This window comes from Mammaliicoccus sp. C-M13 (assembly GCF_022386845.1).
Taxonomy (GTDB): Bacteria; Bacillota; Bacilli; order Staphylococcales; family Staphylococcaceae; genus Mammaliicoccus; species Mammaliicoccus lentus.
The window spans coordinates 39,589-65,976 of the sequence record NZ_JAJNHQ010000010.1 but is presented as its reverse complement, the minus strand read 5'-3'; the positions used below and the strand labels follow the sequence as shown (position 1 = coordinate 65,976).

The following is a 26,388-nucleotide window of genomic DNA, read 5'->3' as shown; positions in this document are numbered from 1 at the left end:
TTTTATATCTTAATATTATTTATTTTCAGTTCCTTTTATAATTTCATTAAGTCGCTCTACATTTTTTTGTTTAATTTGCGATAAGTTAAAATTATTATACAAATAGATATCTGAGGCGTTAATAAATTGAATTTTATCAGATATTTTATCAATGAATTTATTATCATAAATATAAATATCTTTATTGATTGATTTTTCATAACTTTTTATAAGAATACTTTGTTTTGATTTAATATTTTCAAACTTATTGTTACCTATTAACAATGTGGAACCAGACTGTGCACCTTTATCTACTTTATTGATATCCATAGAATACTTACCTGTTGGCACTGCTAAATAACGAATGCCACCCTCACAATTAACAAAGTAGTTATTTGTAATCGTAGTTTCTTTTGATTTAAGCATTGTTACTGCATAATCTCCCAACCCATCAAATCTATTATTTTGTATATGTATGTTTTCATAAAAGCAATCATACATACTTGCATGTGACCCAATAGCTCTATTCCATGCAGACATATTCATATCTCCGGAATTTCCAAAATAACAATTTTCTATTATTACATTCTTTGTAACCGTACCATCTGTTGCACCAAATTTAGGGAATGCTCCTTCTGTTTGTATATCAATTTGGATAGCTTCACTGAAAGATCTTGTGCCACTATCATCTCTAAAACCTAGAAAATGACTATTCGTCACATAAAATCCATCCAAACCACAGGCATCAATAGCGTGTCCCCCTACTACATTTTTAAACGTGACATCATGAATCTGAATATTATTAGCATGACCTATCGACATAATCGTGTTATTTGTATTATTAGTATGACCATATGCATCAAAAGTGCCACCAATTATATTAATATTGCCATGTCCTTCATAACCATAATATTTCTTAAAACTGTGTCCATTTTTCAACATAGCGCTAGGAGATTTTTTTATTAGTGTAGCATCATCGTGTAATATAAGATTTGTATTACGATAAATCACAAGTTCATATAAAATGTGGTACTCACCTTTAGGTATATAAACAGTTACTGGCCCTTTTCTCGCTTCAAATAAAGCGAGTTGAATCCCTAAAGTATCTAGAACGCCACATTTACCTTTGGCACCATAATTTGCAACATTAATTATTCTAGTCATAACTTCAAAACCACCTTGATTTAGCGTATACTTTTCTTATAAACATATTACACCGATTATTAAATATAAACAATTAGGGGGATATTATTTTGAAGAAAGCATTAATAGTAGTGGATTATTCAAATGATTTCGTAGCAGAAAATGGTAACTTAACTTGTGGTGAGCCGGGACAAGTAATCGAAAACAATATATTTAGTAAAATTGACTCATATAATAAAAATGACGAAAATATTTTCTATTTAATGGATTATCATCATAAAGACGACCCTTATCATCCTGAAACTAAATTATTTCCGCCACACAATATCGTAGGTACTGAAGGTCGCGATTTATATCAATCATTAAAACCTCAATATGAACAAATTAAAAATCAAAAAAATGTATTTTGGATTGATAAAACTAGATATAGCGCATTTTATGGAACTAATTTAGATAGCCTTTTAAGAGAGCGCAATATTGATACAATAGAAATTGTTGGCGTATGTACTGATATTTGTGTTTTACATACTGCTGTCGATGCTTACAACCTTAATTATCAAATTTATATTCCAAAAAATTGCGTGGCATCTTTCAATCAAGCTGGGCATGATTGGGCGCTTACACATTTTGAAAATAGTCTAGGCGCTGTTGTAGAATAGACGTTTCGTTCGTGTTAAAATAAATATTAGAATAATGATAGTAAAAGGAGAATTCACATTGGTAAATACATTAATTTTTGGACATAAAAATCCTGACACAGATACTATTGCTTCAGCTTTAGTAATGCAAGACTTACAAAAAGAATTAGGTAATGATGTAGAAGCAGTAAGATTAGGAGAAGTATCTGACGAAACACAATTCGCTTTAGATTACTTCAAAGTAGAAGCACCATCACTATTAGAAACTTCTGTAAAAGATAGAGAAGTTATCCTAGTTGATCACAATGAATTCCAACAAAGTGCTGATGATATTGCAGACGCTACAGTTACTATGGTGGTTGATCATCACAGAATTAGCAATTTTGAAACAGCTGCACCTTTATACTACAGAGCAGAGCCTGTTGGGTGTACAACGACAATCCTTAAAAAAATGTATGAAGAACATAACATCGAAATCAAACCAGAAATTGCTGGTTTAATGATTTCAGCAATTATTTCAGACACTTTATTATTTAAATCTCCTACATGTACTGAAGAAGATATTAAAGCAAGTGAAGCATTAGCGAAAATTGCCAATGTTGATTTAAATGAATATGGTCTAGAGATGCTTAAAGCTGGTGCATCTGTTAAAGGTAAATCACCAGAATTCCTATTAAATATGGATGCTAAATCTTTCAATATGGATGATAAAGTTGTTAGAGTTGCTCAAGTTAACACAGTTGATGTTAATGAAGTATTAGAAATCAAAGAAGATGTTGAAAATGAAATCAATAAAATCATTGCTAATGAGCAGTATGATTTATTTGTATTCATCATCACTGATATACTAAATAGTGATTCAACAGTTATTGCTCTAGGTAAAGAACAACAAGCTGTTGAAAAAGCATTCAGTACTAAGTTAGAAAACAACCAAGCATTATTAGCTGGCGTGGTATCACGTAAGAAGCAAGTAGTACCACCAATTGATGATGTTTTAGGTAAATAACTTTTATAAGGAGTGTGTTTGCAATGGAAATTAAACAAGGTACGAACAAGTTCTATGTTGGAGAATCAGAAGATCAATTTGATGCTGAAATCACGTATCATGATTCAGATGGTAATGTTCTCGTAGTTGATCACACGTTTGTAGACCCGTCACTACGCGGACAAGGAACAGCTAGAAAGTTAGTAGACACTGTTATTGACAAGGCCCGAAACGAAGGCAAAGTTATAGACCCTGTATGTCCATATGTGAAAGACGTTATGGACAAAGACCAAAGCACACACGACGTATTAAAGAAATAATAATTTAAGTAAAAAGCCTCCTAATCCATTAATTAAAAATCTAACGGATTAGGAGGCTTTTTCAATCTAGAAACTAATGTCTCACCACTTATATATCAGTACTTTCTATTAATCTTTTCAAAAGTGTTTTATGTTTTGGTTTAGCTTCTTGTTCTGTACATTTATTCATTGGTGGATAACCAAGGTCTTTTGCATCTTTGAATGTAACTTCATCAATATAATTTGATGCTGTTTCATAATCATAACAGTTTGGAAAAGCATATTTATGATTAAAGTGATCCACAACAACTCTTGTAGTAGATGATGGTTCTTGTTTAAACGGCACAGTTGTAGCAATAACAATTAATATAATGATAATAATACTAACGGTTATTATGACTTTTTTAGTCATTAAATTGAACCCCTACTTGATTTCTAATTTCATCTAATACTTTCAAAGTGTCTATCGTTCTTTGGTGTGTATTAATAGAAGACTCTATTTTATTATTTTCAATACATTTTATAAACTCTTCTATTTCTTCTTTCATTGTATAATCATCACTATCGCTATAAGTATCTTTTATTGAACCATCTTTATTAAATACATTTATAACAGTAGGAGCACTTATCTTATTGATAGTTACATAACCATCTTCTCCAATGATTTCAGAAGGGCTTGGTCGATCACATATTTTAGAATAACTTATTGTGACTTGGAATGAATCATAATTTAAAATCGCATTACCTTGGCCATCAGCCCCTGTATTTAATTTGAACCCTGTTGCTTTTATTTCTTTAGGTAATCCGAATAAATGGATAGCCGGTGCAACTGCATATACACCTAAATCCATTAATGCGCCGTTTCCTAACTCTGGTTTAAAAGCATTTTCAACTATACCTTCTTTATATTTATCATATCGAGAAGAGTATTGATGATAGTGAAAATCTGCATAACGTATTTCTCCGATATCTGCATTTGCTTTAGCAAACTGTAAAAATGGTTTTAATACAGTTGATTTCATCGCTTCCATAACAGTTACATTATATTCATGTGCGAGTTTAGATAATGCTTCAAATTGTTCCACATTGATAGTAGCTGGTTTTTCTATTAAAACATGTTTGTTATTTTCAATTGCCAACTTTGCTTGTTCAAAGTGAAATGCATTAGGTGAAGCAATATATACAGCGTCAAAATTGGATGATTCACAAAATTGATTTAAATCTGTAAAAATTTCTTTTAAATCATGTTTGTCTTTAAAATAATTAGCTCTTTCTTCTGTTCTAGAATATACAGCATAAGGTTCGAAAGTAGCTGTTTGTCTACCACACTCTATTAACTTATCAGTTATCCAATTTGTACCTATAAAACCAAATTTCATGATGTTCACCTTTTCTTAATAAATTTTTGTTAATTTTTACTTTTTAGTAATAAAGACTTCGCTTTTAATTATAACTATTGTTAAAATATATACAATAGAAGTTATAAAGGAGATATTAACTTTGACTATAGCAAACCAATTCGAGACAATTCAATCATTTTTTGATAGCGATATAACAAAGGATATTAAATTCAGAAAAAAACAACTTAGATTATTAAAAAAATCTATTAAATCGCATGAAACAGAATTATTAGCAGCATTAAAGCAAGATTTAGGTAAAAATTCAGTTGAATCATATGCAACAGAAATTGGTTACATTTACAAAAGTATCTCGTTGATGCTTAAGGATGTCAAGAACTTGGCTGGCAAGAAAAACGTAAATACGCCAGTATTCTTATTTCCTGCAAAAAGTTATACTGTAAACGAACCTTATGGAACGGTTTTAATTATCGGTCCTTTTAACTATCCATTCCAATTAGTAATGGAACCATTAATTGGCGCAATTTCAGCAGGAAACTGTGCTGTCGTTAAACCTTCTGAACTTACGCCTAATGTGAGTCAGATTATTCAACAAATAATTGAAGATGTATTCCCCGCTTCATACATATCTTGTATAACTGGTGAACAAAATGTAACAGAAGAATTATTACAACAACCGTTTGATTTTATATTCTTTACAGGTTCTACAAAAGTTGGGCAAATTGTATATGAACAAGCGAGTAAGCAACTTATACCAGTTGCGCTAGAATTAGGTGGCAAAAGTCCAGCTATTGTAGATAAAACAGCTAATATTAAAGTTGCAGCAGAACGAATCGCTTTTGGTAAATTTATCAACGCAGGTCAAACTTGTGTAGCACCTGATTATGTTATTATTGACGCATCAATCAAACAACAATTTATTAAAGCAATTCAATCAACTATTCAAGAGTTTTATACTAAAAATGCTAAAAACAGTGAAGATTTTGGCAGAATTGTTAATGAGAAACATGCAAATAGACTGAATTCGCTCATTAATAATACAAATGGTGAAATTGTTTATGGTGGAGAAACTAACGTAACAGATCGTTATATAGAACCTACAATTGTTGATAATGTGAAGTTTGATGACGTTTTAATGGAAGATGAAATATTTGGACCAATTCTACCTATTATGTCGTACGATGCATTCGGAGATGCGATACAATTCATAAAGAATAAACCTAAACCACTCTCTCTATATTTATTTAGTGAAGATGAGAATCATACAGATGAAGTTGTTAATCGTATATCATTTGGTGGTGGTTGCATCAATGATACGTTAATGCATGTTGGCAATCATAACTTGCCTTTCGGTGGTGTAGGACACTCTGGTATCGGTCGTTATCATGGAAAAGCATCATTTGAATTATTCAGTAACCAAAAAGGAATTATGTTCAAAACGACGAAATTAGAAACAGGCGTGCTCTTCCCCCCTTATAAGGGTAAAGGGAAATACGTCAGAGCAATGTTTAAAAAATAAATAAGAGTGGGACAAAAATCTTATTTTAATAAAAAGATTTCGTAGTCCTACCCAGGCAAAGAAAGAGGCTGAGACATAAATAATGTCCCAGCCTCTTTCTTTGTATTGATAGTATTGTACATGACTCCTATATTGTATGTGGACTTTTCTCAGTACTCTTGGCAATAAGGAGACTGTTATGTTGCACGTAGATCTCGTCTTACATCATGTGTTACCTTATTTACTCAAAACGGCTTTCTATTAATTGTTTTTTACTATTAAATAATGTTGGATATGATAGAAATCCTAATATTACACTCGTTGTAACTGCTGATGTTATTAATATAAATACAATTAAGATTTGAAAGAATACTGCATCAATTGGGTCAGCACCTGCAATAATTTGACCGCTCATCATTCCAGGTAATTGTACGAGTCCTATAGTCTTCTGTTGTTCTATTGTAGGAATAGCACTTGTTTGTATAGAAGTCATCAATTGCTTATGAATAGCTTGTTTTGGTGTGCCTCCTAAAGATAGTATCAGCTTTACTAAATTTTCATTTTGTTGAATCTCTGAAATAAATCGATTTAAGAATAAAATACTTAACACCATCGCATTACCAATAACCATACCAGTTATAGGAATTACATATTGCGGAGTTGGTGGTATAATTTTCAAACCAATAAGAATGCCTTGTGTTATTAACTCAATCGATACATATGCTAACAACAATTTCCAAGTGATACCTGGAATAGATAAGCCTTTCTTTCTAGCATTTTGAGTTGCTGCACCTATAATTAATACGACCATCAATATCATAAATATTGGATTATCTTTATCAAAAATAAATTGTAATATATATCCTACAATTAATAATTGAATAAAAGACCTTATACCAGCGATAACTGTGTCTTTTTCTAAACCTAATTTCAGTGATTTAGAAATAACTATAGGAATAATTATAAAAATTACCATTAATATCAAAGAAGTTATACTCATTATATTTTAGCTCCTATGAATTTTTTTACTTTCTCATTTGTAGTATGTCTGATTTCTTCACTTGTACCAGTTTCAACGACTTCTCCGTTCATCATGACCCAAATATAATCACTCATACGAATTGCTTGGTTAACATCATGTGTAATCCAAATCATCGTAACATCATGCTTTTTATTAATGAGTGTTAATAATGATTCAATAGCTTCGACTGAGCTTCTGTCTAGAGCTGAAGTTACTTCATCTAGCAACATAACACTTGGTTTGGTAACTAAAGAGCGAGCTAATGATAATTTTTGTTTTTCACCACCAGATAATTCTTTACTATTTTTATTTAAAAATGATATTGGTAAGTCAACATCTTTTAAAAATCCTTCAGCTTCTTTATCAGTCATAGTTCTATTTTGTAATGTTAAAGGAAGTTCTAAATTATCTTTAACGGTACCATTAATCATTGTTGCTTCTTGTGAGACAAGTTGCACTTTTCTTCTTAGTTTAATAGCTTCATATTCATTAATTAAATGCCCATCAATAAAAATATCTCCCTCTGTTGGAGAGTTTAAAGCATTAATAAATGATAATAAAGTAGACTTTCCACCGCCTGATGGCCCTATAATTGTAGTAATCTTACCTTGATATATTTTACCGTTCACTTTATTTAAAATTGTACTACCTTCTATTTCATAGCCTATATTTTTAAATTCTACATCTACTTGTTCAGACAATCTAATACCCCCTTATATAAAGCTGCATATATGACAATTTTGATTTTAAACTTTTATTTAAATATATCAATAAAAATTTTTACTTTTAACAATATTACACTTAAAAATTAAAAAACTCTTCATTAGATTTTTTATCACTAATGAAGAGATTTCTTATATCGTACTCAAAATTATTTAGTTAATTTTAATATAAATCTGTTCGTAAACTATTAAAAATAGGAATAGATTCTCTAATTTGGCTTTGGGCATTTAAATCTAAATTAACAACTAATGTGCCTTCACCTTCATACAAACAGTCGATAAGTGCACCGTCTGGGCTATATGCTAAACTATGCCCTCCAAATTCGTTATCATCACATTTACCTACAGTATTACATGCTACTACGTAAATCTGGTTTTCAATTGCTCTTGCTTGTAATAATGCTTTCCAATGATCAATACGTGATTTTGGCCATTCAGCAGGCACAAAAATGACTTTAGCATCTTCTAATGTTAATGAACGTGATAATTCAGGAAATCTTAAGTCATAACAGATAATAGAACCCATCTCAATTTCATCTATATGAAATACAGTTGGCTTTTTTTCTCCAGAAGTTAAAAAATGATGCTCGTTTAACATTGGAACGAGATGTGCTTTATCGTAAGTATTAATGAGTTTCCCTTCTTTATTTACAATAAGCGCTCTATTATAAATGTCTTCACCTTTTTTATAAGCAATAGAACCTGCAATAATATGTTTCTTAACCTCTTTTGCTTTGTTTTTTAAAAAAGGTATTATCACTTCCCCATCAACATCAGCAATGTTCTCTAATTCATTTAATCGATATGATGTGTTCCACATTTCAGGTAACACAGCTATATCTATATCTGTAGCTAAACTATCTAACCATTGACTAACTTTTTCTATATTTTCATCAGGTTTACCTGGTATTACATGCATTTGATATAAAGCTATTTTCATTCTATTCACCTTCAATCAGATAAATTGAACACATACACCTTCAGCGGCTTTTTGTTCATTTTCTATTTCTGTTAATTTACCAGTTTCTTTATTTCTACTGAATAACACTAAATTATAAGAATGTTCATGTGCTACAACTAAGAATGAATCACTTGGAGTAATATTAAAGTCTCTTGGCCAAGTACCTCCACTTGAAACAATTTCAACTAATTCAAGATTTGCACCATCACCTAGTATTTTAAATACAGCAATACTATTATGACCACGATTTGACGCATATACGAATCTACCATCATGACTTAATCTAACTGCAGCTATTTGTGAATTTAATTCAAAATCATCAGGAATAGTCATTTGTGGTTCAGTAACCGGGCTAAACACACCATTTTCATATGATAATACAATTATAGTATTGCTTAATTCTGTAACTAAATAAGCATATTTGCCACTAGGATGGAATGCTAAATGTCTCGGTCCACTTCCAGCTTGGAATTTCGTCGTTTCATATAGTTCTAATCCGTCTAAAGAGTATTTAAACGTTCTTATTACATCTGCCCCTAAATCAACTGTAACAATATAGTCTAAATCTGGTGTTTGCATTGCATAATGAATATGGCTACCATCTTGTCTTTCTTTATTAGGTCCATTACCATCACCATGATATGAATCGATTAATCTAAGGACTTCCCCATTTTCAGGATTAAGTTCATATAATCTTACTATGCCTGCACCGTATACTGCTTCAAATAAAAATTTACCATCTTCAGATATTGAAATATGACAACCTGTACCTTCTGTTGAAGCTAAGCAATCATTTATAAATGTTAAACTTTTATCTTCATTAATTAGAAAACTTGCGACACCACAATCATCGCCTTGTTTTTTAACTGCGTATAAATATTTACCATGTTGCATAATATATGTAGAAGCTTCTACTTCATAGCCTACTTCTACTTTTTCTATAGTTTGATCATTTTCATCAACATCAAATCTATAAATACCCTTTCCATCCTTTTTTGTATAACTACCAATATAACCTTGTGTTTTCATAAAATATAATTCCTCCCTAAATTATCTCTTTGTCTTCATTCTACATGAAATTACTGAATAACTATAATAAAAAACGTATACCAAAAGGCATACGCTCTAATAACTTATATAATCATAACATTTTAACAAATGAAAATTAACCAAATAAATCACTAAAAAACGCCACAAACCACTTAAAAATACTACTGATAGCGTTCACTATGTCACCTGCCATAAAGGAACCCCCTTTATTCACCTTATTACTTAGTCATTATCATTTTATAATATTATATTTAATAAAATTAAAGTTTTCCCTAAGTCGTAATATTTCGTGCTTAACTGCAATAAAAATATGTTAATATATAAATATAAATAAAAACTCAAACAGTTGGGCATTGAAATAATACAGTTAGGCAAAAGAAGTAAAATGTAAACCATTATGATTTATAATTAAGTGTGAGGAGGGGCGCTATGTATCAACCAGTACAAACCCAAATTGATAAAATTGCTACAAGTCTTCAAAATTCAAATAATTTAGACCATGTAAGCTATTTAAAGGTAAAGTATGGACTAGAAGTATTTGTAGGGAATATTATGAAGACTGTTGTTATATATGGTGCTGCCCTTCTAAGCCATATATTCTTCTATACACTTATTGTTCACCTTAGTTATTTTGCTATAAGATATTTTGCATTTGGTGCGCATGCAAAATCTACTTTTTTATGTACCATTCAAAGCCTAATAATGTTTGTGATTACACCGCTAATTGTCATCAATATAAACGTACCGTATTGGATATTTTTGACATTAGCGCTCATAGGGTACATAATCATTATGAAATATGCACCTATGGAAACAAAAAAACATCCACTATTAGGTAAGTGGAAAAAGGGTTTAAAACTTAGGTCAATCATTGCAGCTACAATTTTGATAATCATTTCTTTATTCGTTAAAGAACCCTATCAACAATTAATCTGTTTGGGATTGATCTTCGAATCGGTATCACTATTACCTATATTTTATAAAAAGGAGGAAACAATATCATGAATTTATTAGCAGGATTATTTTCAAAAACAATTTCTAACGTTTTATCAGCAATCGGTGAGAAAGCAGTAATCAGAGGGTGTAATGTATTCTTAGATGAAACTTCTGTACCAAATGAATTATTAGAAGATGCTAACAAGTAATATTTGAGTTTAGGAAGTGTAATAGATATATGGCACATTTATCAATAACACAAGCTATTATATATGGTTTATTTCAAACAATTATGTTTTTAGCGTTACTTGCAATAACTCAAAACTATCGATATTCAAAAAGGGATTATGTCATTCTATTATTGGGATACATGATCCCTTCTCTTGCTTTATATTTTATTATTGGAGTTAATTCGATAGTTTATTTAATCACGTTTTTAGCGATTTTCTTTTATAATAAGTTTAAAATTTTTGGCGTAATTAATACTTTATTAGTAATTATAATTTCGGTTGCTTCCGATTATTTATCGTCTCTTTTAAACACTATATTATTTAATGTTAATCCAGCAGAACTATCAATACATTTATTTTATTTTATATTTCATTTCATAATATCTATCTCTATTGCAGTTTTAATTAGGATGTTAATGAACAAACTTAAATTAAGTTATTTATATAATAACCGTATTTATTTACTGTTGTTAGCTGCGTTCCTTGCTCTATCATTTTTTGTGTTCTATATTTATATGCCTGAGAACTATGATACTGAAAAAGAGTTTGAGTTCCAAACTTTATTTTATGTTATTTATGTATGTGTGGCGGCAATTTTTGTCATTTTAATTTCTTTTACGGTCATCAGAGAAATGGCTTTACAGCGTACTAAAAAGGAGATTAATCATTATTATAAATATACCTTACAAATTGAACAGATTAATAATGAAATGAGAAAGTTTCGTCATGATTATATCAATATTCTTGCTACTTTGTCTGAGTATATTAGACAAGAAGATATGGATGGTTTAAGCAAATATTTTGATGAAAATATTGCGCATTTACATGATGATATGAAGTTAAATACGATTAAAATAAATGGTTTACAGAACTTGCATGTAAGAGAGATTAAAGGTTTGCTAACAACTAAAATTATTCAATCCCAAGAGCAAAATATTAATATTAGTGTTGAAGTTACTGAACAAATTGATCATATTAATATGAATATTGTTGAGTTGAGTAGATGTATAGGTATCATAATGGATAATGCTATTGAAGCATCTGAGTTTGTTGATGCACCTACTATTCAAATTGCTTTTATTAAAAATGAAGAATCTGTGCTACTCGTATTTATGAATAAATGTTCTAAAGATACACCAAAAGTACATAAGTTATTTGAAGACCAATTTTCTACAAAAGGTCGTAAACGAGGTATTGGTTTAACAACATTAAAAGAAGTAACTGAAAAGACTGAGAATGTTTTTTTAGATACGTATATTAATGATCAATTCTTTATTCAAAAGCTCGAGATTTTAAATGATCATAATGAGGAAGTGATACGATGAAAATTATCATTTGCGAAGATGACCCAAAACAATTAGAACGAATGCAAACAATCATTAATAATTATATTATGATTGAAGAAAAAGAAATGTCTATTGAGCTTGCGACTAATGATCCTTATGAGTTACTAGAACATGTAAAGACTTCTAATGATATCGGTTGTTATTTCTTAGATATCCAACTAGATGCTGATATAAATGGAATTACTTTAGCGAGCGAGATTAGAAAACATGACCCTATTGGTAATATAATCTTTGTTACAAGTCATAGTGAATTAACTTATTTAACGTTTGTTTATAAAGTTGCTGCTATGGATTTTATATTTAAAGATGACCCTGATCAGCTCAAGACACGAGTTATTGATTGTTTAGACACTGCTTATATCCGTTTAGGCATGTTATCTAAAAATACTAATGTTGAAAAATTAGAATTAACGCGTGGTAGTAATTCAGTATATGTCCAATATGATGATGTCATGTTTTTTGAATCATCAACTAAATCTCATCGATTAATAGCTCATCTTGATAATAGACAAATCGAATTTTACGGTAGTCTAAAAGAACTAACAAATCTAGACGACAGATTTTTTAGATGTCATAACAGCTTTGTTATAAACCGTCGAAATGTTGATAGAATTGATACAAAAGATCGCACTGTTTACTTTAATAATGGTGAACATTGTTATGCGTCTGTAAGAAATATAAAAAAGATTTAACTTTCATTTTATACATAAAGGGGTAAGCCATTATATTTATGGTTTACCCCTTTAATTATTACTATTCATTTTTTAATGATTCTTTAAATGATTCGATGTCTTCTATGTAGTATTTTACTTCACCGCACGATAAACAAACAGCAGCTTTAGGTACAGCAATCGCTTTTTTCAAGACGTCATCCGTTTCTTCTTCTTTAACTAACCTTACATCAACTAAAGTACCTGGTACGTTAATACGAAGTTCGTCAACCATTTCTTGATTACAGCTTTTACATATCATACAAGAACATCTCCCCTTTATTTATCTAAATCTTTTTGTTTATTTTACTCCTATATGCTCTTTGATGCAAAACTGAAGCACCTTACTTTTAGTAAATATTATAATTTATTATAACTCAATATTTCTTGATTTTATATAAGTTAAAAATTCTATGTAAATTTTATAAAATAATACTAGCATATCCAGATTGTTTATGGCATAATAAAAATATCACCGGTGATATTAATTATAAAGGAGGTTGTGTATGAAGATATTTCTTCTCTTCATAAGTTTTACAACTACTTTCTTAATTTGTATAACATTAAATTCATCCAATATAACCTATGCAGAAACAAGTGAAACACCCATTGCTTTTCAATTTCTCACTTCCACTAATCAACCCATTCCTAATGAAACATTTCAACTTCAATTAGATAATGAAACGAAGTCTTTAACAACTAAATCTGATGGACTCGCTATTATACAAATCCCAAATGCATCTTTAAAGAAAAGCTACGTACTTACTACTTCTAATCAACAAACATTTACGGTTGAACCTAATAAACTCTATAGATTAACATCATCTCATAATACTATTTCTACTCCTTCTAATATAAATAGCCAAAACATTAGCATTAATGTTATATCAAATACTTACCAACAATTAAATAATATAGAAGTTAAATTGATAGGTAACAATCAAGAATTTACAGGTAAAACTAATCAAAATGGTCAAGTAGTAATTGAAATACCTGCGAACATCCCAAGAGACACTCTATTTAATGTACAAATTCAAGGTGTAGACACTAAGTCCACAATCAAAATTGGTGAAGATAAATATTACACATATAGTAGTAATAACAAGCAAGCTTCACTCCATATTACAAATAATACTAGCCCTCAAGCCATAGTTACTAATAACAATCCAAATGATACTAATCATTTCCCTAACCAAACTGATTCATTAAACAATTCGCAATCAAACACTCAGAACACAAATCATAATTATCAAATTTCTATAGTTAAAGACAATTTAACTTCAAATAATTCTAAAACCACTGAGACAGAACAAAAAGATACAAATAAAAAAGCCTTGTCCGAAAAGAAAACACTTCCTGATACAGGACAAAACAATCATATAATTAAATATATTTTTAGCACACTTTTTATAGCTATAGCTACTACTATATTCTTTATATTAAAGCGTAAAAGAACTCAAAAACAAAATTAGATCATATTAAAATTACACCCCCTCCTAAATATTCAATTATAATTTTAAATTTTCTTTAAATCACTTTATTCATATACCTTTACCCCTATTATTTTTAAAAGTGTAATTTTAATTAATATTCTTTAACACATTAAAATAAAATTTGGTAGTTAAATAAAAAAGAGCAATCACTTATACTAAGTGATTGCTCTCCTCATTTTTAATTATTAGATTCAATTTCTGAAACTATCTCTTTAGTTTTTTGTTCTAGATCTTCAAAATCCTTTTTAAATACAAATGCTAAGACAGCTACACCTGCACCAACAGCTACTGTTGTAATTGCAATTAAGATGAAAAAGAATTTGAAAATTCCTTTAATACAGTTCATTGAAGTCACCTCTATCATCATTTTCTACCATTTACATCATAACATAATAAGCATTATACATAAAAGATATACTCTCATTATACATCTAATTCATAGAATACGATTTAATTCTTGTATAAAATGTAACATTTATTGTATCGATTTTCATTTGATTTTTATTTTTAAATATTTCTTCTAATATACCATTGAAATAACTTCTGATTATTGGTAATATTCAGATTATTATATAATTTGGAAGGTGTTCATTATGAGTAATTTAAAGAAATTTAGTCAGTTTATTAATAAAACTTTTGTCGTTTGGATGTTAATAGCTGCTATTTTAGGTTTTAGTTTTCCAGGTACCATCGCTCAAATAGCACCTTATATCCCTTATTTATTGGGTATAGTGATGTTTGGCATGGGTATGACCATTTCAACGAATGATTTTAAAGAAGTATTTAAATCACCTAAGAGTGTAATTATCGGCGTTATATTACAGTATACTGTAATGCCTGTCACTGCTTATTTAATTGCTAAAGGTTTAAACCTTAGTCCAGATATAGCTTTAGGTGTGATATTAGTAGGTTGTTGTCCTGGTGGCACAGCATCTAATGTAATTAGTTATTTAGCTAAAGCAAATACCGCTTTATCAGTTTCAATTACTACATTATCAACATTACTTGCACCAATTGTAACACCTTCTCTCATTTTCTTATTTGCTAGAGAATGGTTGCAAGTATCATTTATGGAAATGTTCATTTCAGTAGTTCAAGTAGTGTTAATCCCTATTATTTTAGGTGTAATTGTACAGAAATTCTTTAGACCGGTAGCAGAAAAATCTGTCGATATTTTACCTATTATTTCAGTTATTGCAATTTCATTGATCTTATCAAGTGTGGTTGCAGGTAATAAGACACAAATTATCGCAACTGGTTTATTATTGTTTGGTGTCGTTTTATTACATAATGTTTGTGGCCTCACTATTGGCTATCTTTTAGCCAAAGCATTAGGTTTAGGACGACCTGATAAACGAGCAATTTCTATTGAAGTTGGTATGCAAAATTCTGGCTTAGCTGTTTCATTAGCTACAGCTCACTTTAATCCACTATCAGCAGTACCAGGCGCAATATTTAGTTTCATACACTTATTAACAGGTCCTAGTATTGCAATATTTTGGTCAAACCAAACAAAGCGTGATCAAAAACGGGTTGAATCTGCACCTGTTACAGATAACTTGTAATAATTTAATATTATTAACTCAAAAACACACATTCGTTTTATTAGTTAAACGAATGTGTGTTTTTCTGATAATAGATATTTTCAATTTTTCTTTTTATGTTTAAAATACTTATCTTGTTGTATTTAAGTTAAATTAAATTGTTAACCTCTGTACCATTCTTTCCATTTCTTTTTTGTATAGATATATATTTGATTCCACATCATACATACCTCCTAAATAACTTAATGATATGTGATAAATTAAATATAACATGGTAAAAAATTACATAGGTTAAGACATTATTACAATCTCTTTAATTAATTATGACCAATATTAAGGTTTATAGCTTATTTGCGTGACAAATGAAATATTTTCTAGCAAAATGAATAAGAATAGGAGTGATGATTTTGCAACAAGTAAGTATGCAAACATTTGAATTTAGAGGAAACCACTACGATTATGGAGTTGCGCAAGCTAAGTGGTTACAATCTACTAAAATGCTCGAAAACAGAGAAAAAGAATGGCGAGTTAGAAGGCCTAGATTTGATATAAATATAAATGAAACGAAAAAAATATATCAGCAATTCGCCCCGCAAATATGGGAGGAACTGATGGGCATACAAGATACTCTAAAAATGCCTTTAGAGCAAGTCCTTCTTAATTACGGTCATTATAGAGTTTATGCTAAAGATAGTGGTTGTTCGGTATTTTTAGGTAAAAACTTTATGGTTCGAAACTATGATTACAATCCTGCTACTTATGACGGACGTTTCAGCTTATTCCAACCTACTGATGGTGGTTACGCTCAAATTGGTCCAACATCTCGAGTAACTGGGAGAATGGATGGAATGAATGAACATGGTTTATCGATGGGTTATAATTTTATGCATCGTAAAAAGCCAGGTGATGGATTTGTATGTTATATGATTGGTCGTCTTATTTTAGAATGTTGTAAAAATATTGATGAAGCTGTTTCGTTGTTGAAAGAAATACCACATAGAAGTTCATTTAGTTACATTTTGATGGATGCATCTAACAACAGCATTATTGTAGAAGCTACACCAAGATCAGTAGTAACTAAAGAGAACATTCTTTGTACGAATCATTTTGAAGTATTAACACATGAAAATAGAAATTATATAAAAGAATCAGTAGAGCGATATAATAGAATTGAAAATATAACTAACGAAAATTTACCTTTAGAAACTGCTTTTGAATACTTTAATAACCCTGATTATGAAATTTATAGCAAACTTTTTAGAAGTTGGTCAGGTACGATACACACATCTGCTTATATTCCTGAACAACTAGAAGTTAAATTTGCATTAGGTGAAAATGGTTATATACACACTTTTAAATTTAATGAATGGTTACAAGGCAAACCTTTAGAATCACTATATGTTACAGGAGAAATAGATTCAGATATAATATTTGCAAGTGAATAAATGCATCAATTAAATAACCTCTAATCCATAAATTAAATTTAACGGATTAGAGGTTATATTTTATATAGCCTATTATTTAATTTTTATATCACCGTTATCAGTATAACTTTCAATAACATTTTTACCATTACCAACCTTTTCCCCGTGAAAAGCACTGTTTTCTATTTTTGTGCTACCTGAATCAGCATGTAATTGAAGTAATGTATCTTGTGGTTTATGTTTATAATCTATAAGTATATTTCCGTCTTCAGTAGATGCTTTAATATCACATTCATTTTTCAAATCTCTTATTTTGATATTACCTATTGAAGTTATCATTTCATTATTTTTTAACACTGAGTTATCTACTGTGATATTACCTGTATCCAATTCTCCATTAAATTCATATAATTTGGAGTTTTTAATACCAATACTCCCAACATCAGCCATAGCTTTAACATGTTGAAAATCTACTTGATCAAACGTTATATTCCCTGTCCCAGTAATAATATTACTATTTTTACTCTTAACATTTTCTATATTGATATTACCTGTATTAGTAGTGATGTTAAATGCATTATAATTTTTTTCAGGAAGCGTTATTGTAAGATGATTATTAACTTTTCTAAAAGGAATAAAGTTAGCGTTAAATGTAAGCTTTTTATCTTGCTCAGAAAAATGTAATAAATTGTTTTCTATATTTGCGTTAACTTTATGTTTTCCATCGTAATTAATTTCTAAATAACGCCCCTTTTTTACATCTACATCTGTATTTTGAGCATTAATTATAATTTGATTCGTTTCATTGTTTTTAAATACTTTTTTGTATGTTTCTTGTTTTTCATACTGTTTGTTTACTGAAAACCATAGAAAAGTACCAAGTAATCCAAAAACTACAAAAATACTTAAACCTACAAAAAATAGTTTTTTCATTACTCTGCACTCCTCTTAATGATTTTTATACACCATCTTAAATATTTTAATATGCCTTTGTAACTTACTTCAATAAGTTTTAATCCAGTAATTAAGAGCATCAATCCGAGTCCTAAGAATGAAATAGCAAACATAATATTCGTTACATCTATCCAATGGAATCCATTAATAAAGATGTTCACAACACTAACAATAGGTCCTAACATCATAACTGCTCCTATTAAGACTACTATTAATAGAATAAATGTTATAAAAAGAAATGGTGTAATGATAAATAAAATGTTGAAGAAACTTAGTCCTAGAGTTGCCATAATAGCATGAAAAACATTTTTAAAATTCGGAGCCATTTCTGCATCAGTTATAGCAGTATTGGCATATACTTTTTTTGCAATTGCTTTAGGGTTGCCAAGTTCATGGATAAGTTCTTCTTCATTTTGAGCCTCAAAAAACTTAGTCTCATATTCATACATAATTTTATCTCTTTCCGCCTTCGGTAAACGAGACAATTCATCCTCTAAATAATTGAGGAACGTGATTTTATCCATATTCTGTTTCCCCTTTATTATTATCTCAAGTTTTCAATTTAATTTTAACACTCTTCCTACAAACAACATCATATTATCATCTGAAAAATTTGATTTCAAGTTATATCAGTGTGATATACTATGCACAACAAATAAATAAGGGGGTTTTGATATGAGTAAACTTATCAAGCCAAATAAGCTTTCTAAAGGTGACACAGTAGCGATTGTTTCTTTGTCTTCTGGTTTAGCTGGAGAAGAAGATATGATGTGGAGAACTAATGTTGGTATTGAAAGATTAAAAGATGTATTCGGACTGAAAGTAAAGATAATGCCAAATGCGCTTAAAGGTTCAGACTTTACATACAACCACCCTGAAAAAAGAGCAGAAGATTTACATCAAGCACTCAGAGATCCTGAAGTTAAAGCAATTATCTGTTCTCTAGGTGGAGATGACTCTGTTCGTTTATGGCCATATATAGATTTAGAGTTAATAAAAAATAATCCTAAAATATTTAGTGGGTATTCTGATACAACTGCGTTACATTTTATGTTTTATCAAGCTGGCGTTTCCAGTTTTTATGGTCCATTGCTACTCACTGACTTCGCTGAAAATGTTGCAATGGATGATTATACTGTTCATTCAATTAAACAAACTTGGTTCCAAAACGAGCCAGTTGGTGATGTACCTACATCATCCCAAATTAGAAAATACGGTTTAAAATGGGATGAAAGCAACAAAGACATCAATAGAGAATCTTTCGATAATAACGGGTATGAAATTTTAAATGGAAAAGGAAAAGCAACTGGACGTTTAATTGGAGGTTGCATGGAATTATTCCATTCTTTAAAAGCAACAGATGTATTTCCAAATAAAGATGCTTTTGATGATGCTATATTGTTCATTGAGACAGCAGAAGTCCACGCTCCACCTTGGTTAATGGAAGATTACGTGCGTGCATTTGGTTCAATGGGAATTTTCGAAAGAATAAATGGCGTAATTATTGGTCGTCCTCAAGATGATGTTTATTATGAAGAATATAAAGAAGTTTGGACTAAAATGTTAAAAGAATGGAATCAAGAAGATATGCCAGTATTCTACAATGCAAGTTTTGGTCATAATGAACCGAAATGCGTTATCCCATACGGTGCATTGGCTGAACTAAATGTAGATAAAGGTACTTTCTCAATTCTTGAAAATGCTGTAGAGTAATTAATCTTCAGTTATTCTGCTTTGCGATTTATTTCAGAATTGTTATAATATTTAGTATATAAAAAGGGGGATAATTAAAATGACAAAACTAGTTACATATTATGAACAATCACAACCTATTAAAGAATATTTAAACGATATGACTACCAATAAAGAAGAACTCATTGAAATTTATAAATCTTTTCAATTACCTAAAAATGATGAACGTTTAGATAAAATAAAAGATAAAAATTATAAAGTTCTCGTCATCACTGAAGATTGGTGTGGGGATGCTATGATGAATATCCCAGTACTATTGAACATTGCAGATTACACTAATATGGAAGTTAAAGTATTTCATAGAGATGAAGATACAAATTTAATTGATCAATACTTAACAAATGGTACTGCAAGATCTATACCAATTTTTGTATTTTTAAATGAAAAACATGAACAAGAACATGTATGGGGTCCTAGAGCCATTACAGTTCAAAAATTCGTTGAGGAAACAAGAAAAGACTTACCATCTAAAGAAGATTCTTCTTTCCCTGAAAAAGAAAAAGAAGTACATCATAAAATCCATGATGAATATAAAAAGAATACACAATTCTGGGATGATGTATACGAATCAATCGTAAGCATCTTAAGATAAATCGGACTGGAACAGAAATCTTATTTTTCAAAAAAGATTTCATAGTACCGCCCAGCAAGAGTGACTAGGAGTGAAAAGCTTGATATAAGCATATTTTCATTCCAGTCAACTACTGCCAATATCACGATAGAGGCTGAGACAAATAATTGTCTCAGCCTCGTTTTATGTAAATTACCCCTATATGTATCTCTCCATCCCCATGGTTCGATATAAACAGTTTACTTTATCTACAAAACAAATAAAAATATATGTCAGTAAAGTTAACATTTGAAATTTCGCAAGTGAAAAGCGCTCGTCCGGGAATTAACGAGCGCTTTTCGGGGAAGGGTTATTAATTAAGGAAACATTTATTTTTATAAAGCCGGGAAACTTTATAAAAATAAGTTGAATCATTTTATGATCCATTTCAACGTTACAATTACAGATAACTATCTAAACACGTTCTACACAAAGTCATTCACTATCATGAAAAAACATATACGAAATATTTTTAAGGAATTGAATGTATTGTGGTTCGTGTTGTGTTATCTATGACTAAAGTATATCAAGTCTTTTTCTAAATTTGTTGAATCGTTCTTAACTCTAAATTTTTGTTTCTTAAGTGTTCTAAAAGTTTAGTACTTTAACAGTTAGGAATGCCTAACTGTTAAAGTAACTGATAAATCAGGCTTGAATAATCCTTATTAAAATACTAAGTTTATACAATTTTAGTCTTTTTTATACGAATAAACTTATAAATAGTATAAATATAATACCAGATACAGAAATGACGGTTTCTAATAATGTCCATGTTAAAAATGTCTCTTTCATTGTTAATCCGAAATATTCTTTAAACATCCAAAATCCTGCGTCATTCACGTGTGAAGCAATAACACTACCTGCACCAGTTGCTAATACGACTAGAGCAAGATTCGCATCAGAAGCTTCTAATAACGGCGCTACGATACCTACTGTAGAAATTGCTGCGACTGTAGCTGATCCTAAAGCGATTCTAAGAACAGAAGCTACTATCCATGCAAGTAAAATTGGACTCATTGCTGTGCCAGTAAATAATTCTTCAACAGTTTTTCCGACGCCACCATCAATCAATACTTGTTTAAAAGCACCGCCACCACCAATAATTAATAACATCATTCCAATTGGATATATAGCGTTTGTTAATGTATCCATAACTTCTGTAATTTTTTTACCTCTTTTTAGTCCCATAGTGAATATAGCAAACAATACTGAGATCAGCATAGCTGTTGCCGCTTCACCTATAAAACTGATAAACCCTAGTACACCTTGAGGATTCTCAGGTGAACCAGTAAGTAAATCAACAATTGTTGAAATTAACATAATAAATACTGGTAATAGTGCTGTTAAAGCTGAAATACCAAATCCTGGCGTTTCTTCAATTTTAAATGTTTTTTGCTTACCTAGTGAATTTAAATCACCAGACTTAGTGAATCCTTCTGGAACTACTTTTTTGGCAAACATCGTAAATAATGGTCCAGCAATAATTGTAACTGGAATCGCAACAATTAAACCAAATACAAGCACTTCACCTATTTCTGCACCAAATTCTTTTGCAATCATGACTGGTCCTGGATGAGGAGGTAAAAAGCCATGTGTAACAGATAATGCTGCTGTCATTGGTATACCTAAATAAAGTGTTGAAACTTTAGATTCTTTTGCAATCGTAAATACAATTGGGATTAATAATACGAGCCCTACTTCAAAGAATAAAGCGATACCGATTATAAATGATGCTACCACTACTGCCCATTGGATGCGCTTTTGACCAAATTTATCAATTAGCGTATGTGCAATTCTCGTTGCACCGCCTCCATCAGCTAATAACTTACCAAGCATTGCACCTAATCCGAATATCAATGCGATGTGGCCTAGTGTAGACCCCATACCAGATTCGACCGTTGAAATGATTTTATTTAATGGCATGCCAAGCATTACACCTGTAATCATTGCTGTAATTATTAATGAAACGAATGTGTTAAGCTTTAACCACATAATTAATGCTAATAGTAAACCAACTGCTACAATAACGACTAGTAGTGGTGTAATTTCTGAAATCATATTAATCTCTCCTTATGAATGCATTTCTTGGAATTCTGCTATTGAGTTATATTCTTCTGTTAACTTACGACTTAAATTAATGAAAATTGGTATTAAAGATTGATAAATATCAACATTTTCTTCTATTGGCTGGTGTTGGTATGTTTTGCCTACCATATTATTCAACACTTCAAAATCATCTATTTCACCTAATGCTTTTAACCCTAAAACACATGCCCCTAGACAAGAACTTTCATAACTTTCAGGAACTTCAACAGATGTATCAAAAATATCTGCCATCATTTGACGCCAAACTTCACTTTTTGCAAATCCACCTGTTGCTTTAATTTGATTAGGGGATTTATCCATTACTTCAATTAACGCTAAATAAACTGTGTATAAATTAAGTAATACACCTTCTAAAGCTGCTCTGATCATATGCTCTTTCTTGTGCGTTAAAGTCAAACCAAAGTAACTTCCTCTTGCGTTAGCATTCCATAATGGTGCACGTTCACCTGCAAGATAAGGATGGAATATTAAACCGTTCGCCCCTGGTTGAACTCTGCTAGCTATTTTAGTTAATACATCGTAAGAGTCCACACCTAAGCGTTTAGCTGTTTCTACTTCACTTGCTAATAACTCGTCTCTTAGCCATTTGAGTACTACACCACCATTATTAACTGGACCACCAATACAATAATGATCTTCTGTTAAGACATAACAAAAGATTCTACCTTTTTCGTCAGTTTTTGGTTCATCAATTATCGTTCTAATTGCACCACTTGTACCGATAGTTACTGCTACTTCTCCTTTTCTAAAACTGTTTACACCTAGATTAGATAGAACGCCATCAGAAGCGCCTACAACCACAGGAATATCTACATTAATCCCCATTAAGTCAGCATATTTTTTAGACATATTTTTCAGAATATGTGTTGTTGAAACGAGTTCAGGTAATTGAGAAGTTTCTATTTCTAATAAATCTAATACTTCTTTATCCCAATCTAATGATTTTAAGTTCATCATACCTGTAGCGGAACCTATAGAATGATCCATTGTGTATTGACCAAATAATTGATAAATGACATAAGTTTTAATATCTATCCATTTGTTTGTATTGTTATATATTTCAGGTTTTTCATGTTTTAACCAAAATATTTTAGATAATGGTGACATCGGGTGTATTGGTGTACCCGTTCTTTTATAAATTTCTAAACCGTTATGTTCTTTATTGATTTTTTCTGCATAATCACTCGCTCTATTGTCAGCCCATGTTATACATTCTGTTAATGGTTGATTATTTTTATCCATCGCAATTAAGCTATGCATCGCACTACTAAAGCTAATTAATTTAATATCTTCAGGTTTTGCGTCTATTTCTCTTATAACTTTTTTGACTGTGAAAAGCACTGCATCAAATATTTCTTCAGGGCTTTCTTCAGCTACTCCTATTTCATCTGTTGTCATAGGATATTCAATGCTATGTTTTTTCAAAAACTTCCCTTCGTTATTATAAATAACAGCTTTTGTACTTGTTGTTCCTATATCTACACCTATCATGTATTTCATTGTATAACCCTACTTTCTATCTATATTGGTTTGTGAATTCCATAAAACTTCGATTTGTTCATCTACGTCGTCAAAGTTTAAATGAAATGCTTCTTTCATTTTATTTCGATCTTTGTTTTCTATTGCTTCAATATATACTTTATGATTATGAATAACTCTTTTAAAATCTTCAGGTTCATTTTCCATACGCTGTCTCATTGATACTAAAATTAAACATTCCATAACTGGTGTTAGATTACGCCATATCATTTCAATATATTGATGATTAATTGCAGTAATCATAGATTCATGAAACAGTAGATCTAATCTTGTAAACTCATCAGCATCTTCAAATTCCACAGCAACAGTCATCATTTTTAGAATTTTATTTAATTCTTTAATAACGACTGAATTATCGTCTAACTGTAGTCTTTCAAAAACAAATGACTCTAACATGAGCCTGATGTCGTATATTTCTTTCTGATTAACATTTGATAATCCCGTTACAATTGCGCCCATTCTTTCAAGCGATATTAAACCATCTTGTTGCAAAAGTTTAAGCGCGTCTCTTACAGGTGAACGACTGACCTCAAATTGTTGAGCTATTTTATTCTCACTTAACTTATCGCCTTGATTAATGGCTTTACTAATAATACCCAATCGAAGTTCACTAGCTACTTGTTCACCAGTAGAACGATATTTTAACCATTCGCTCGGATAATGATAATGATGTTTCATCTATCTTTCCTCACCTTCCGTATACTTGTATACAAGTTATACAAATAATTGTAACCGTTTACTATAGTTTTGTAAACGGTTACTTGAAAATTTATATTATTTTATTATTCGTGACATCTATTTAAATATCTTTAAGATAATATCTTTCTTATTCTTCTATGTACAGCCTGTTTAATACTATTTCACCTAATGCCTTGCTTGCAGTCAACATCGCATCTTCATTAACCACGAATTTAGGACTATGATTAAAGAAAGCTTCTTCTACATCATAAGGTTTACATCCTACAAAAAAGAAAGTTCCTGGTATTTTTTCTAAGTAACTAGCAAAATCTTCAGAGCTTGTTAGTTGTTCATGTTCTTTCAATAATTCAAAATATTCACCTTGACTAGTAGCTAAAATATCAACTAAATAATCTGTCTGTTTATAATGATTGATTAAAGGTATGCAGTCTAAGTCATATTTGAATTGACATTCAACATTAAAAGTTTCTTCAAGACCTTCTATCATTTGCAAGATTTCATCATGAATTTGATGGCCAATACGATTTTCCATATATCTAACATCACCCGCAAGTTCAACATTCTCTTGAATTACATTAAGTGATCCCGTGCCATTAAATGAACTTATCGTGACTACACCCATATCAAATGGATTTAATCTACGCGATATTACTGTTTGTATATTCGTCACAAACGTACTAGCTGCCATTATGGCATCATTTGCTAAATGTGGACTGGAACCATGTCCTCCTTTACCTTTAACCTTCAAATGAAATAGAGATCTACCGCCCATTGTAGGACCTTTTCTATATGAAATAACTTCAGGCGTAAAGTCTGGAAATAGATGAATACCATAGATTTCATCTACGGTATCTAATAGACCTGATTCCAACATATCTATTGCACCACCTGGAGCTAACTCCTCAGCGTGTTGATGAATAATAACAACCTTTCCAGGTAAACTATCCTTTAATTCTATTAAAGATTCTGCTAATACCATTAAATAAGCTGTATGAGCATCATGCCCACAAGCATGCATCCATCCTTTATGTTTAGATGAAAATGCCAAACCTGTTTCTTCATCAATGTTTAAAGCATCAAAATCTGCTCTTAAAGCAATTGTTCTACCAGGTTTCCCGCCATTTATTTCTACAATCAAACCATAGTTTCCGCCAATACGATTATGTATTTTAACTTCCTTATCTTTATAAAACATTTCTATATATTGAGCTGTTTTTTCTTCGAAAAACGAAGGTTCAGGATATTGATGTAAATAGCGATAGTGCTTAATCATGTCGTGTTCTTTTTGTTCTAGTTTTTTAAATAATAGACTTCTTAACATTAAACCACCTCATTTTCCTTCTAGTTAACTGCCGCCAATATAATGAAAAAGCCTGAGACAATTTATTTAT

Annotated in this window: 28 protein-coding genes; 13 read left to right on the top strand and 15 right to left on the bottom strand. The window is 30.5% G+C overall.

All coding sequences use genetic code 11. The features are described 5' to 3' along the window. Nucleotides 1-15: 15 nt before the first annotated feature. Nucleotides 16-1,143 (bottom strand): glycosyl hydrolase family 28-related protein, encoded by a 1,128-nt coding sequence (locus LQ615_RS09215; RefSeq protein ID WP_239704074.1) that lies wholly within the window; start codon nucleotides 1,141-1,143, stop codon nucleotides 16-18. 86 nt (nucleotides 1,144-1,229) lie between these two features. Between LQ615_RS09215 and LQ615_RS09210 the strand changes: the two genes are divergently transcribed. Genes LQ615_RS09210 through LQ615_RS09200 form a run of 3 tightly spaced genes read left to right on the top strand, consistent with a single transcriptional unit; the run spans nucleotide 1,230 to nucleotide 3,065 of the window. Further along, nucleotides 1,230-1,781 (top strand): cysteine hydrolase family protein, encoded by a 552-nt coding sequence (locus LQ615_RS09210; RefSeq protein ID WP_064205134.1) that lies wholly within the window; start codon nucleotides 1,230-1,232, stop codon nucleotides 1,779-1,781. A 58-nt stretch (nucleotides 1,782-1,839) separates the two neighbouring features. Beyond that, nucleotides 1,840-2,766 carry a manganese-dependent inorganic pyrophosphatase gene (locus LQ615_RS09205; RefSeq protein ID WP_016999082.1) on the top strand — a complete coding sequence of 309 codons (927 nt, stop codon included), beginning with the start codon at nucleotides 1,840-1,842 and terminating at the stop codon, nucleotides 2,764-2,766. 23 nt (nucleotides 2,767-2,789) lie between these two features. Continuing rightward, nucleotides 2,790-3,065, top strand: a complete 276-nt coding sequence (locus LQ615_RS09200) for a GNAT family N-acetyltransferase (protein ID WP_016999083.1) — start codon at nucleotides 2,790-2,792, stop codon at nucleotides 3,063-3,065. An 88-nt stretch (nucleotides 3,066-3,153) separates the two neighbouring features. Here the strand turns inward: LQ615_RS09200 and LQ615_RS09195 are convergent, their stop codons facing one another. Together LQ615_RS09195 and LQ615_RS09190 are read right to left on the bottom strand one after the other, a co-directional pair. Continuing rightward, a complete protein-coding gene (locus LQ615_RS09195; RefSeq protein ID WP_016999084.1) occupies nucleotides 3,154-3,456 on the bottom strand; it encodes a hypothetical protein in 303 nt (100 codons plus the stop codon). After that, entirely contained in the window at nucleotides 3,449-4,423 is a 975-nt protein-coding gene (locus LQ615_RS09190; RefSeq protein WP_016999085.1) for a Gfo/Idh/MocA family protein, read from the bottom strand. Before LQ615_RS09190 ends, LQ615_RS09195 begins: the two co-directional genes overlap by 8 nt. A 121-nt stretch (nucleotides 4,424-4,544) precedes the next feature. Here LQ615_RS09190 and LQ615_RS09185 point away from each other — a divergent pair, with 121 nt between their 5' ends. Further along, nucleotides 4,545-5,921, top strand: a complete 1,377-nt coding sequence (locus tag LQ615_RS09185) for an aldehyde dehydrogenase (RefSeq protein ID WP_135021527.1) — start codon at nucleotides 4,545-4,547, stop codon at nucleotides 5,919-5,921. A 220-nt stretch (nucleotides 5,922-6,141) separates the two neighbouring features. Here LQ615_RS09185 and LQ615_RS09180 read toward each other — a convergent pair whose 3' ends face one another. The 4 genes from LQ615_RS09180 to pglS form a co-directional block, all read right to left on the bottom strand. After that, nucleotides 6,142-6,900, bottom strand: a complete 759-nt coding sequence (locus tag LQ615_RS09180) for an ABC transporter permease (protein WP_016999087.1) — start codon at nucleotides 6,898-6,900, stop codon at nucleotides 6,142-6,144. Continuing rightward, nucleotides 6,900-7,622: an ABC transporter ATP-binding protein gene (locus tag LQ615_RS09175; RefSeq protein WP_239704075.1), complete on the bottom strand. Its 723-nt coding sequence runs from the start codon at nucleotides 7,620-7,622 to the stop codon at nucleotides 6,900-6,902. Before LQ615_RS09175 ends, LQ615_RS09180 begins: the two co-directional genes overlap by 1 nt. A gap of 184 nt (nucleotides 7,623-7,806) precedes the next feature. Then, nucleotides 7,807-8,583, bottom strand: coding sequence for a carbon-nitrogen family hydrolase (locus tag LQ615_RS09170; protein WP_016999089.1), 777 nt, complete (start codon nucleotides 8,581-8,583; stop codon nucleotides 7,807-7,809). Nucleotides 8,584-8,598: 15 nt separating this feature from the next. Further along, nucleotides 8,599-9,633, bottom strand: coding sequence for a 6-phosphogluconolactonase (gene pglS, locus LQ615_RS09165; RefSeq protein WP_210620303.1), 1,035 nt, complete (start codon nucleotides 9,631-9,633; stop codon nucleotides 8,599-8,601). 450 nt (nucleotides 9,634-10,083) lie between these two features. Here pglS and LQ615_RS09160 point away from each other — a divergent pair, with 450 nt between their 5' ends. The 4 genes from LQ615_RS09160 to agrA are packed head-to-tail and all read left to right on the top strand — an operon-like array spanning nucleotide 10,084 to nucleotide 12,858. After that, complete coding sequence (locus tag LQ615_RS09160; protein WP_016999091.1) at nucleotides 10,084-10,659, top strand: accessory gene regulator AgrB; 576 nt, start codon at nucleotides 10,084-10,086, stop codon at nucleotides 10,657-10,659. Continuing rightward, nucleotides 10,656-10,799 carry a cyclic lactone autoinducer peptide AgrD gene (agrD, locus tag LQ615_RS09155; protein ID WP_218688146.1) on the top strand — a complete coding sequence of 48 codons (144 nt, stop codon included), beginning with the start codon at nucleotides 10,656-10,658 and terminating at the stop codon, nucleotides 10,797-10,799. The genes LQ615_RS09160 and agrD overlap by 4 nt, the downstream gene beginning before the upstream one ends. Before the next feature lie 29 nt (nucleotides 10,800-10,828). Beyond that, nucleotides 10,829-12,145 (top strand): quorum-sensing sensor histidine kinase AgrC, encoded by a 1,317-nt coding sequence (agrC, locus tag LQ615_RS09150; protein WP_218708346.1) that lies wholly within the window; start codon nucleotides 10,829-10,831, stop codon nucleotides 12,143-12,145. Then, nucleotides 12,142-12,858 carry a quorum-sensing response regulator AgrA gene (gene agrA / locus LQ615_RS09145; protein ID WP_016999094.1) on the top strand — a complete coding sequence of 239 codons (717 nt, stop codon included), beginning with the start codon at nucleotides 12,142-12,144 and terminating at the stop codon, nucleotides 12,856-12,858. Before agrC ends, agrA begins: the two co-directional genes overlap by 4 nt. A 61-nt stretch (nucleotides 12,859-12,919) precedes the next feature. On the opposite strand, the gene LQ615_RS09140 is transcribed toward agrA, so the two are convergent. Next, a complete protein-coding gene (locus tag LQ615_RS09140; RefSeq protein WP_016999095.1) occupies nucleotides 12,920-13,138 on the bottom strand; it encodes a hypothetical protein in 219 nt (72 codons plus the stop codon). A gap of 244 nt (nucleotides 13,139-13,382) precedes the next feature. Between LQ615_RS09140 and LQ615_RS09135 the strand changes: the two genes are divergently transcribed. Then, nucleotides 13,383-14,348 carry an LPXTG cell wall anchor domain-containing protein gene (locus LQ615_RS09135; protein ID WP_016999096.1) on the top strand — a complete coding sequence of 322 codons (966 nt, stop codon included), beginning with the start codon at nucleotides 13,383-13,385 and terminating at the stop codon, nucleotides 14,346-14,348. Between the two features lie 199 nt (nucleotides 14,349-14,547). Here the strand turns inward: LQ615_RS09135 and LQ615_RS09130 are convergent, their stop codons facing one another. Next, the gene (locus LQ615_RS09130; RefSeq protein ID WP_016999097.1) at nucleotides 14,548-14,715 is read right to left on the bottom strand and encodes a hypothetical protein; all 168 of its coding nucleotides are present in this window, start codon (nucleotides 14,713-14,715) and stop codon (nucleotides 14,548-14,550) included. A 247-nt stretch (nucleotides 14,716-14,962) separates the two neighbouring features. On the opposite strand from LQ615_RS09130, the gene LQ615_RS09125 reads away from it, so the two are divergent. Beyond that, complete coding sequence (locus tag LQ615_RS09125) at nucleotides 14,963-15,934, top strand: bile acid:sodium symporter family protein (protein WP_218708348.1); 972 nt, start codon at nucleotides 14,963-14,965, stop codon at nucleotides 15,932-15,934. Nucleotides 15,935-16,320: 386 nt separating this feature from the next. Beyond that, complete coding sequence (locus LQ615_RS09120; RefSeq protein ID WP_103269064.1) at nucleotides 16,321-17,358, top strand: C45 family autoproteolytic acyltransferase/hydrolase; 1,038 nt, start codon at nucleotides 16,321-16,323, stop codon at nucleotides 17,356-17,358. Between the two features lie 72 nt (nucleotides 17,359-17,430). Here the strand turns inward: LQ615_RS09120 and LQ615_RS09115 are convergent, their stop codons facing one another. Both LQ615_RS09115 and LQ615_RS09110 read right to left on the bottom strand, forming a co-directional pair. After that, on the bottom strand, nucleotides 17,431-18,270 hold the full coding sequence (locus LQ615_RS09115) for a DUF4097 family beta strand repeat-containing protein (protein ID WP_135021536.1): 840 nt from the start codon (nucleotides 18,268-18,270) through the stop codon (nucleotides 17,431-17,433). After that, nucleotides 18,270-18,815, bottom strand: coding sequence for an HAAS signaling domain-containing protein (locus tag LQ615_RS09110; RefSeq protein WP_103269062.1), 546 nt, complete (start codon nucleotides 18,813-18,815; stop codon nucleotides 18,270-18,272). Before LQ615_RS09110 ends, LQ615_RS09115 begins: the two co-directional genes overlap by 1 nt. A gap of 151 nt (nucleotides 18,816-18,966) precedes the next feature. On the opposite strand from LQ615_RS09110, the gene LQ615_RS09105 reads away from it, so the two are divergent. Further along, nucleotides 18,967-20,004 (top strand): S66 family peptidase, encoded by a 1,038-nt coding sequence (locus LQ615_RS09105; protein WP_239704076.1) that lies wholly within the window; start codon nucleotides 18,967-18,969, stop codon nucleotides 20,002-20,004. A gap of 79 nt (nucleotides 20,005-20,083) precedes the next feature. Beyond that, nucleotides 20,084-20,635 (top strand): thioredoxin family protein, encoded by a 552-nt coding sequence (locus LQ615_RS09100; RefSeq protein ID WP_016999103.1) that lies wholly within the window; start codon nucleotides 20,084-20,086, stop codon nucleotides 20,633-20,635. Nucleotides 20,636-21,352: 717 nt separating this feature from the next. Here the strand turns inward: LQ615_RS09100 and LQ615_RS09095 are convergent. The 4 genes from LQ615_RS09095 to LQ615_RS09080 form a co-directional block, all read right to left on the bottom strand. Continuing rightward, on the bottom strand, nucleotides 21,353-22,711 hold the full coding sequence (locus tag LQ615_RS09095; RefSeq protein ID WP_016999104.1) for a gluconate:H+ symporter: 1,359 nt from the start codon (nucleotides 22,709-22,711) through the stop codon (nucleotides 21,353-21,355). A gap of 12 nt (nucleotides 22,712-22,723) precedes the next feature. Then, nucleotides 22,724-24,259: a gluconokinase gene (gene gntK / locus LQ615_RS09090; protein ID WP_218688139.1), complete on the bottom strand. Its 1,536-nt coding sequence runs from the start codon at nucleotides 24,257-24,259 to the stop codon at nucleotides 22,724-22,726. Between the two features lie 9 nt (nucleotides 24,260-24,268). Continuing rightward, complete coding sequence (locus LQ615_RS09085) at nucleotides 24,269-24,976, bottom strand: GntR family transcriptional regulator (protein WP_016999105.1); 708 nt, start codon at nucleotides 24,974-24,976, stop codon at nucleotides 24,269-24,271. 148 nt (nucleotides 24,977-25,124) lie between these two features. Further along, entirely contained in the window at nucleotides 25,125-26,318 is a 1,194-nt protein-coding gene (locus tag LQ615_RS09080) for an amidohydrolase (protein ID WP_239704077.1), read from the bottom strand. Nucleotides 26,319-26,388 lie beyond the last annotated feature (70 nt).

What these genes read in the sequence shown, in the direction of transcription:
- agrC (WP_218708346.1), top strand. Translation starts at nt 10,829, where the DNA reads ATGGCACATTTATCAATAACACAAGCTATTATATATGGTTTATTTCAA.
- LQ615_RS09195 (WP_016999084.1), bottom strand. Translation starts at nt 3,456, where the DNA reads ATGACTAAAAAAGTCATAATAACCGTTAGTATTATTATCATTATATTA.
- pglS (WP_210620303.1), bottom strand. Translation starts at nt 9,633, where the DNA reads ATGAAAACACAAGGTTATATTGGTAGTTATACAAAAAAGGATGGAAAG.
- gntK (WP_218688139.1), bottom strand. Translation starts at nt 24,259, where the DNA reads ATGAAATACATGATAGGTGTAGATATAGGAACAACAAGTACAAAAGCT.
- LQ615_RS09100 (WP_016999103.1), top strand. Translation starts at nt 20,084, where the DNA reads ATGACAAAACTAGTTACATATTATGAACAATCACAACCTATTAAAGAA.
- LQ615_RS09085 (WP_016999105.1), bottom strand. Translation starts at nt 24,976, where the DNA reads ATGAAACATCATTATCATTATCCGAGCGAATGGTTAAAATATCGTTCT.
- LQ615_RS09115 (WP_135021536.1), bottom strand. Translation starts at nt 18,270, where the DNA reads ATGAAAAAACTATTTTTTGTAGGTTTAAGTATTTTTGTAGTTTTTGGA.
- LQ615_RS09160 (WP_016999091.1), top strand. Translation starts at nt 10,084, where the DNA reads ATGTATCAACCAGTACAAACCCAAATTGATAAAATTGCTACAAGTCTT.
- agrA (WP_016999094.1), top strand. Translation starts at nt 12,142, where the DNA reads ATGAAAATTATCATTTGCGAAGATGACCCAAAACAATTAGAACGAATG.
- agrD (WP_218688146.1), top strand. Translation starts at nt 10,656, where the DNA reads ATGAATTTATTAGCAGGATTATTTTCAAAAACAATTTCTAACGTTTTA.
- LQ615_RS09170 (WP_016999089.1), bottom strand. Translation starts at nt 8,583, where the DNA reads ATGAAAATAGCTTTATATCAAATGCATGTAATACCAGGTAAACCTGAT.
- LQ615_RS09190 (WP_016999085.1), bottom strand. Translation starts at nt 4,423, where the DNA reads ATGAAATTTGGTTTTATAGGTACAAATTGGATAACTGATAAGTTAATA.
- LQ615_RS09125 (WP_218708348.1), top strand. Translation starts at nt 14,963, where the DNA reads ATGAGTAATTTAAAGAAATTTAGTCAGTTTATTAATAAAACTTTTGTC.
- LQ615_RS09140 (WP_016999095.1), bottom strand. Translation starts at nt 13,138, where the DNA reads ATGATATGTAAAAGCTGTAATCAAGAAATGGTTGACGAACTTCGTATT.
- LQ615_RS09130 (WP_016999097.1), bottom strand. Translation starts at nt 14,715, where the DNA reads ATGAACTGTATTAAAGGAATTTTCAAATTCTTTTTCATCTTAATTGCA.
- LQ615_RS09095 (WP_016999104.1), bottom strand. Translation starts at nt 22,711, where the DNA reads ATGATTTCAGAAATTACACCACTACTAGTCGTTATTGTAGCAGTTGGT.
- LQ615_RS09080 (WP_239704077.1), bottom strand. Translation starts at nt 26,318, where the DNA reads ATGTTAAGAAGTCTATTATTTAAAAAACTAGAACAAAAAGAACACGAC.
- LQ615_RS09215 (WP_239704074.1), bottom strand. Translation starts at nt 1,143, where the DNA reads ATGACTAGAATAATTAATGTTGCAAATTATGGTGCCAAAGGTAAATGT.
- LQ615_RS09105 (WP_239704076.1), top strand. Translation starts at nt 18,967, where the DNA reads ATGAGTAAACTTATCAAGCCAAATAAGCTTTCTAAAGGTGACACAGTA.
- LQ615_RS09110 (WP_103269062.1), bottom strand. Translation starts at nt 18,815, where the DNA reads ATGGATAAAATCACGTTCCTCAATTATTTAGAGGATGAATTGTCTCGT.
- LQ615_RS09200 (WP_016999083.1), top strand. Translation starts at nt 2,790, where the DNA reads ATGGAAATTAAACAAGGTACGAACAAGTTCTATGTTGGAGAATCAGAA.
- LQ615_RS09180 (WP_016999087.1), bottom strand. Translation starts at nt 6,900, where the DNA reads ATGAGTATAACTTCTTTGATATTAATGGTAATTTTTATAATTATTCCT.
- LQ615_RS09135 (WP_016999096.1), top strand. Translation starts at nt 13,383, where the DNA reads ATGAAGATATTTCTTCTCTTCATAAGTTTTACAACTACTTTCTTAATT.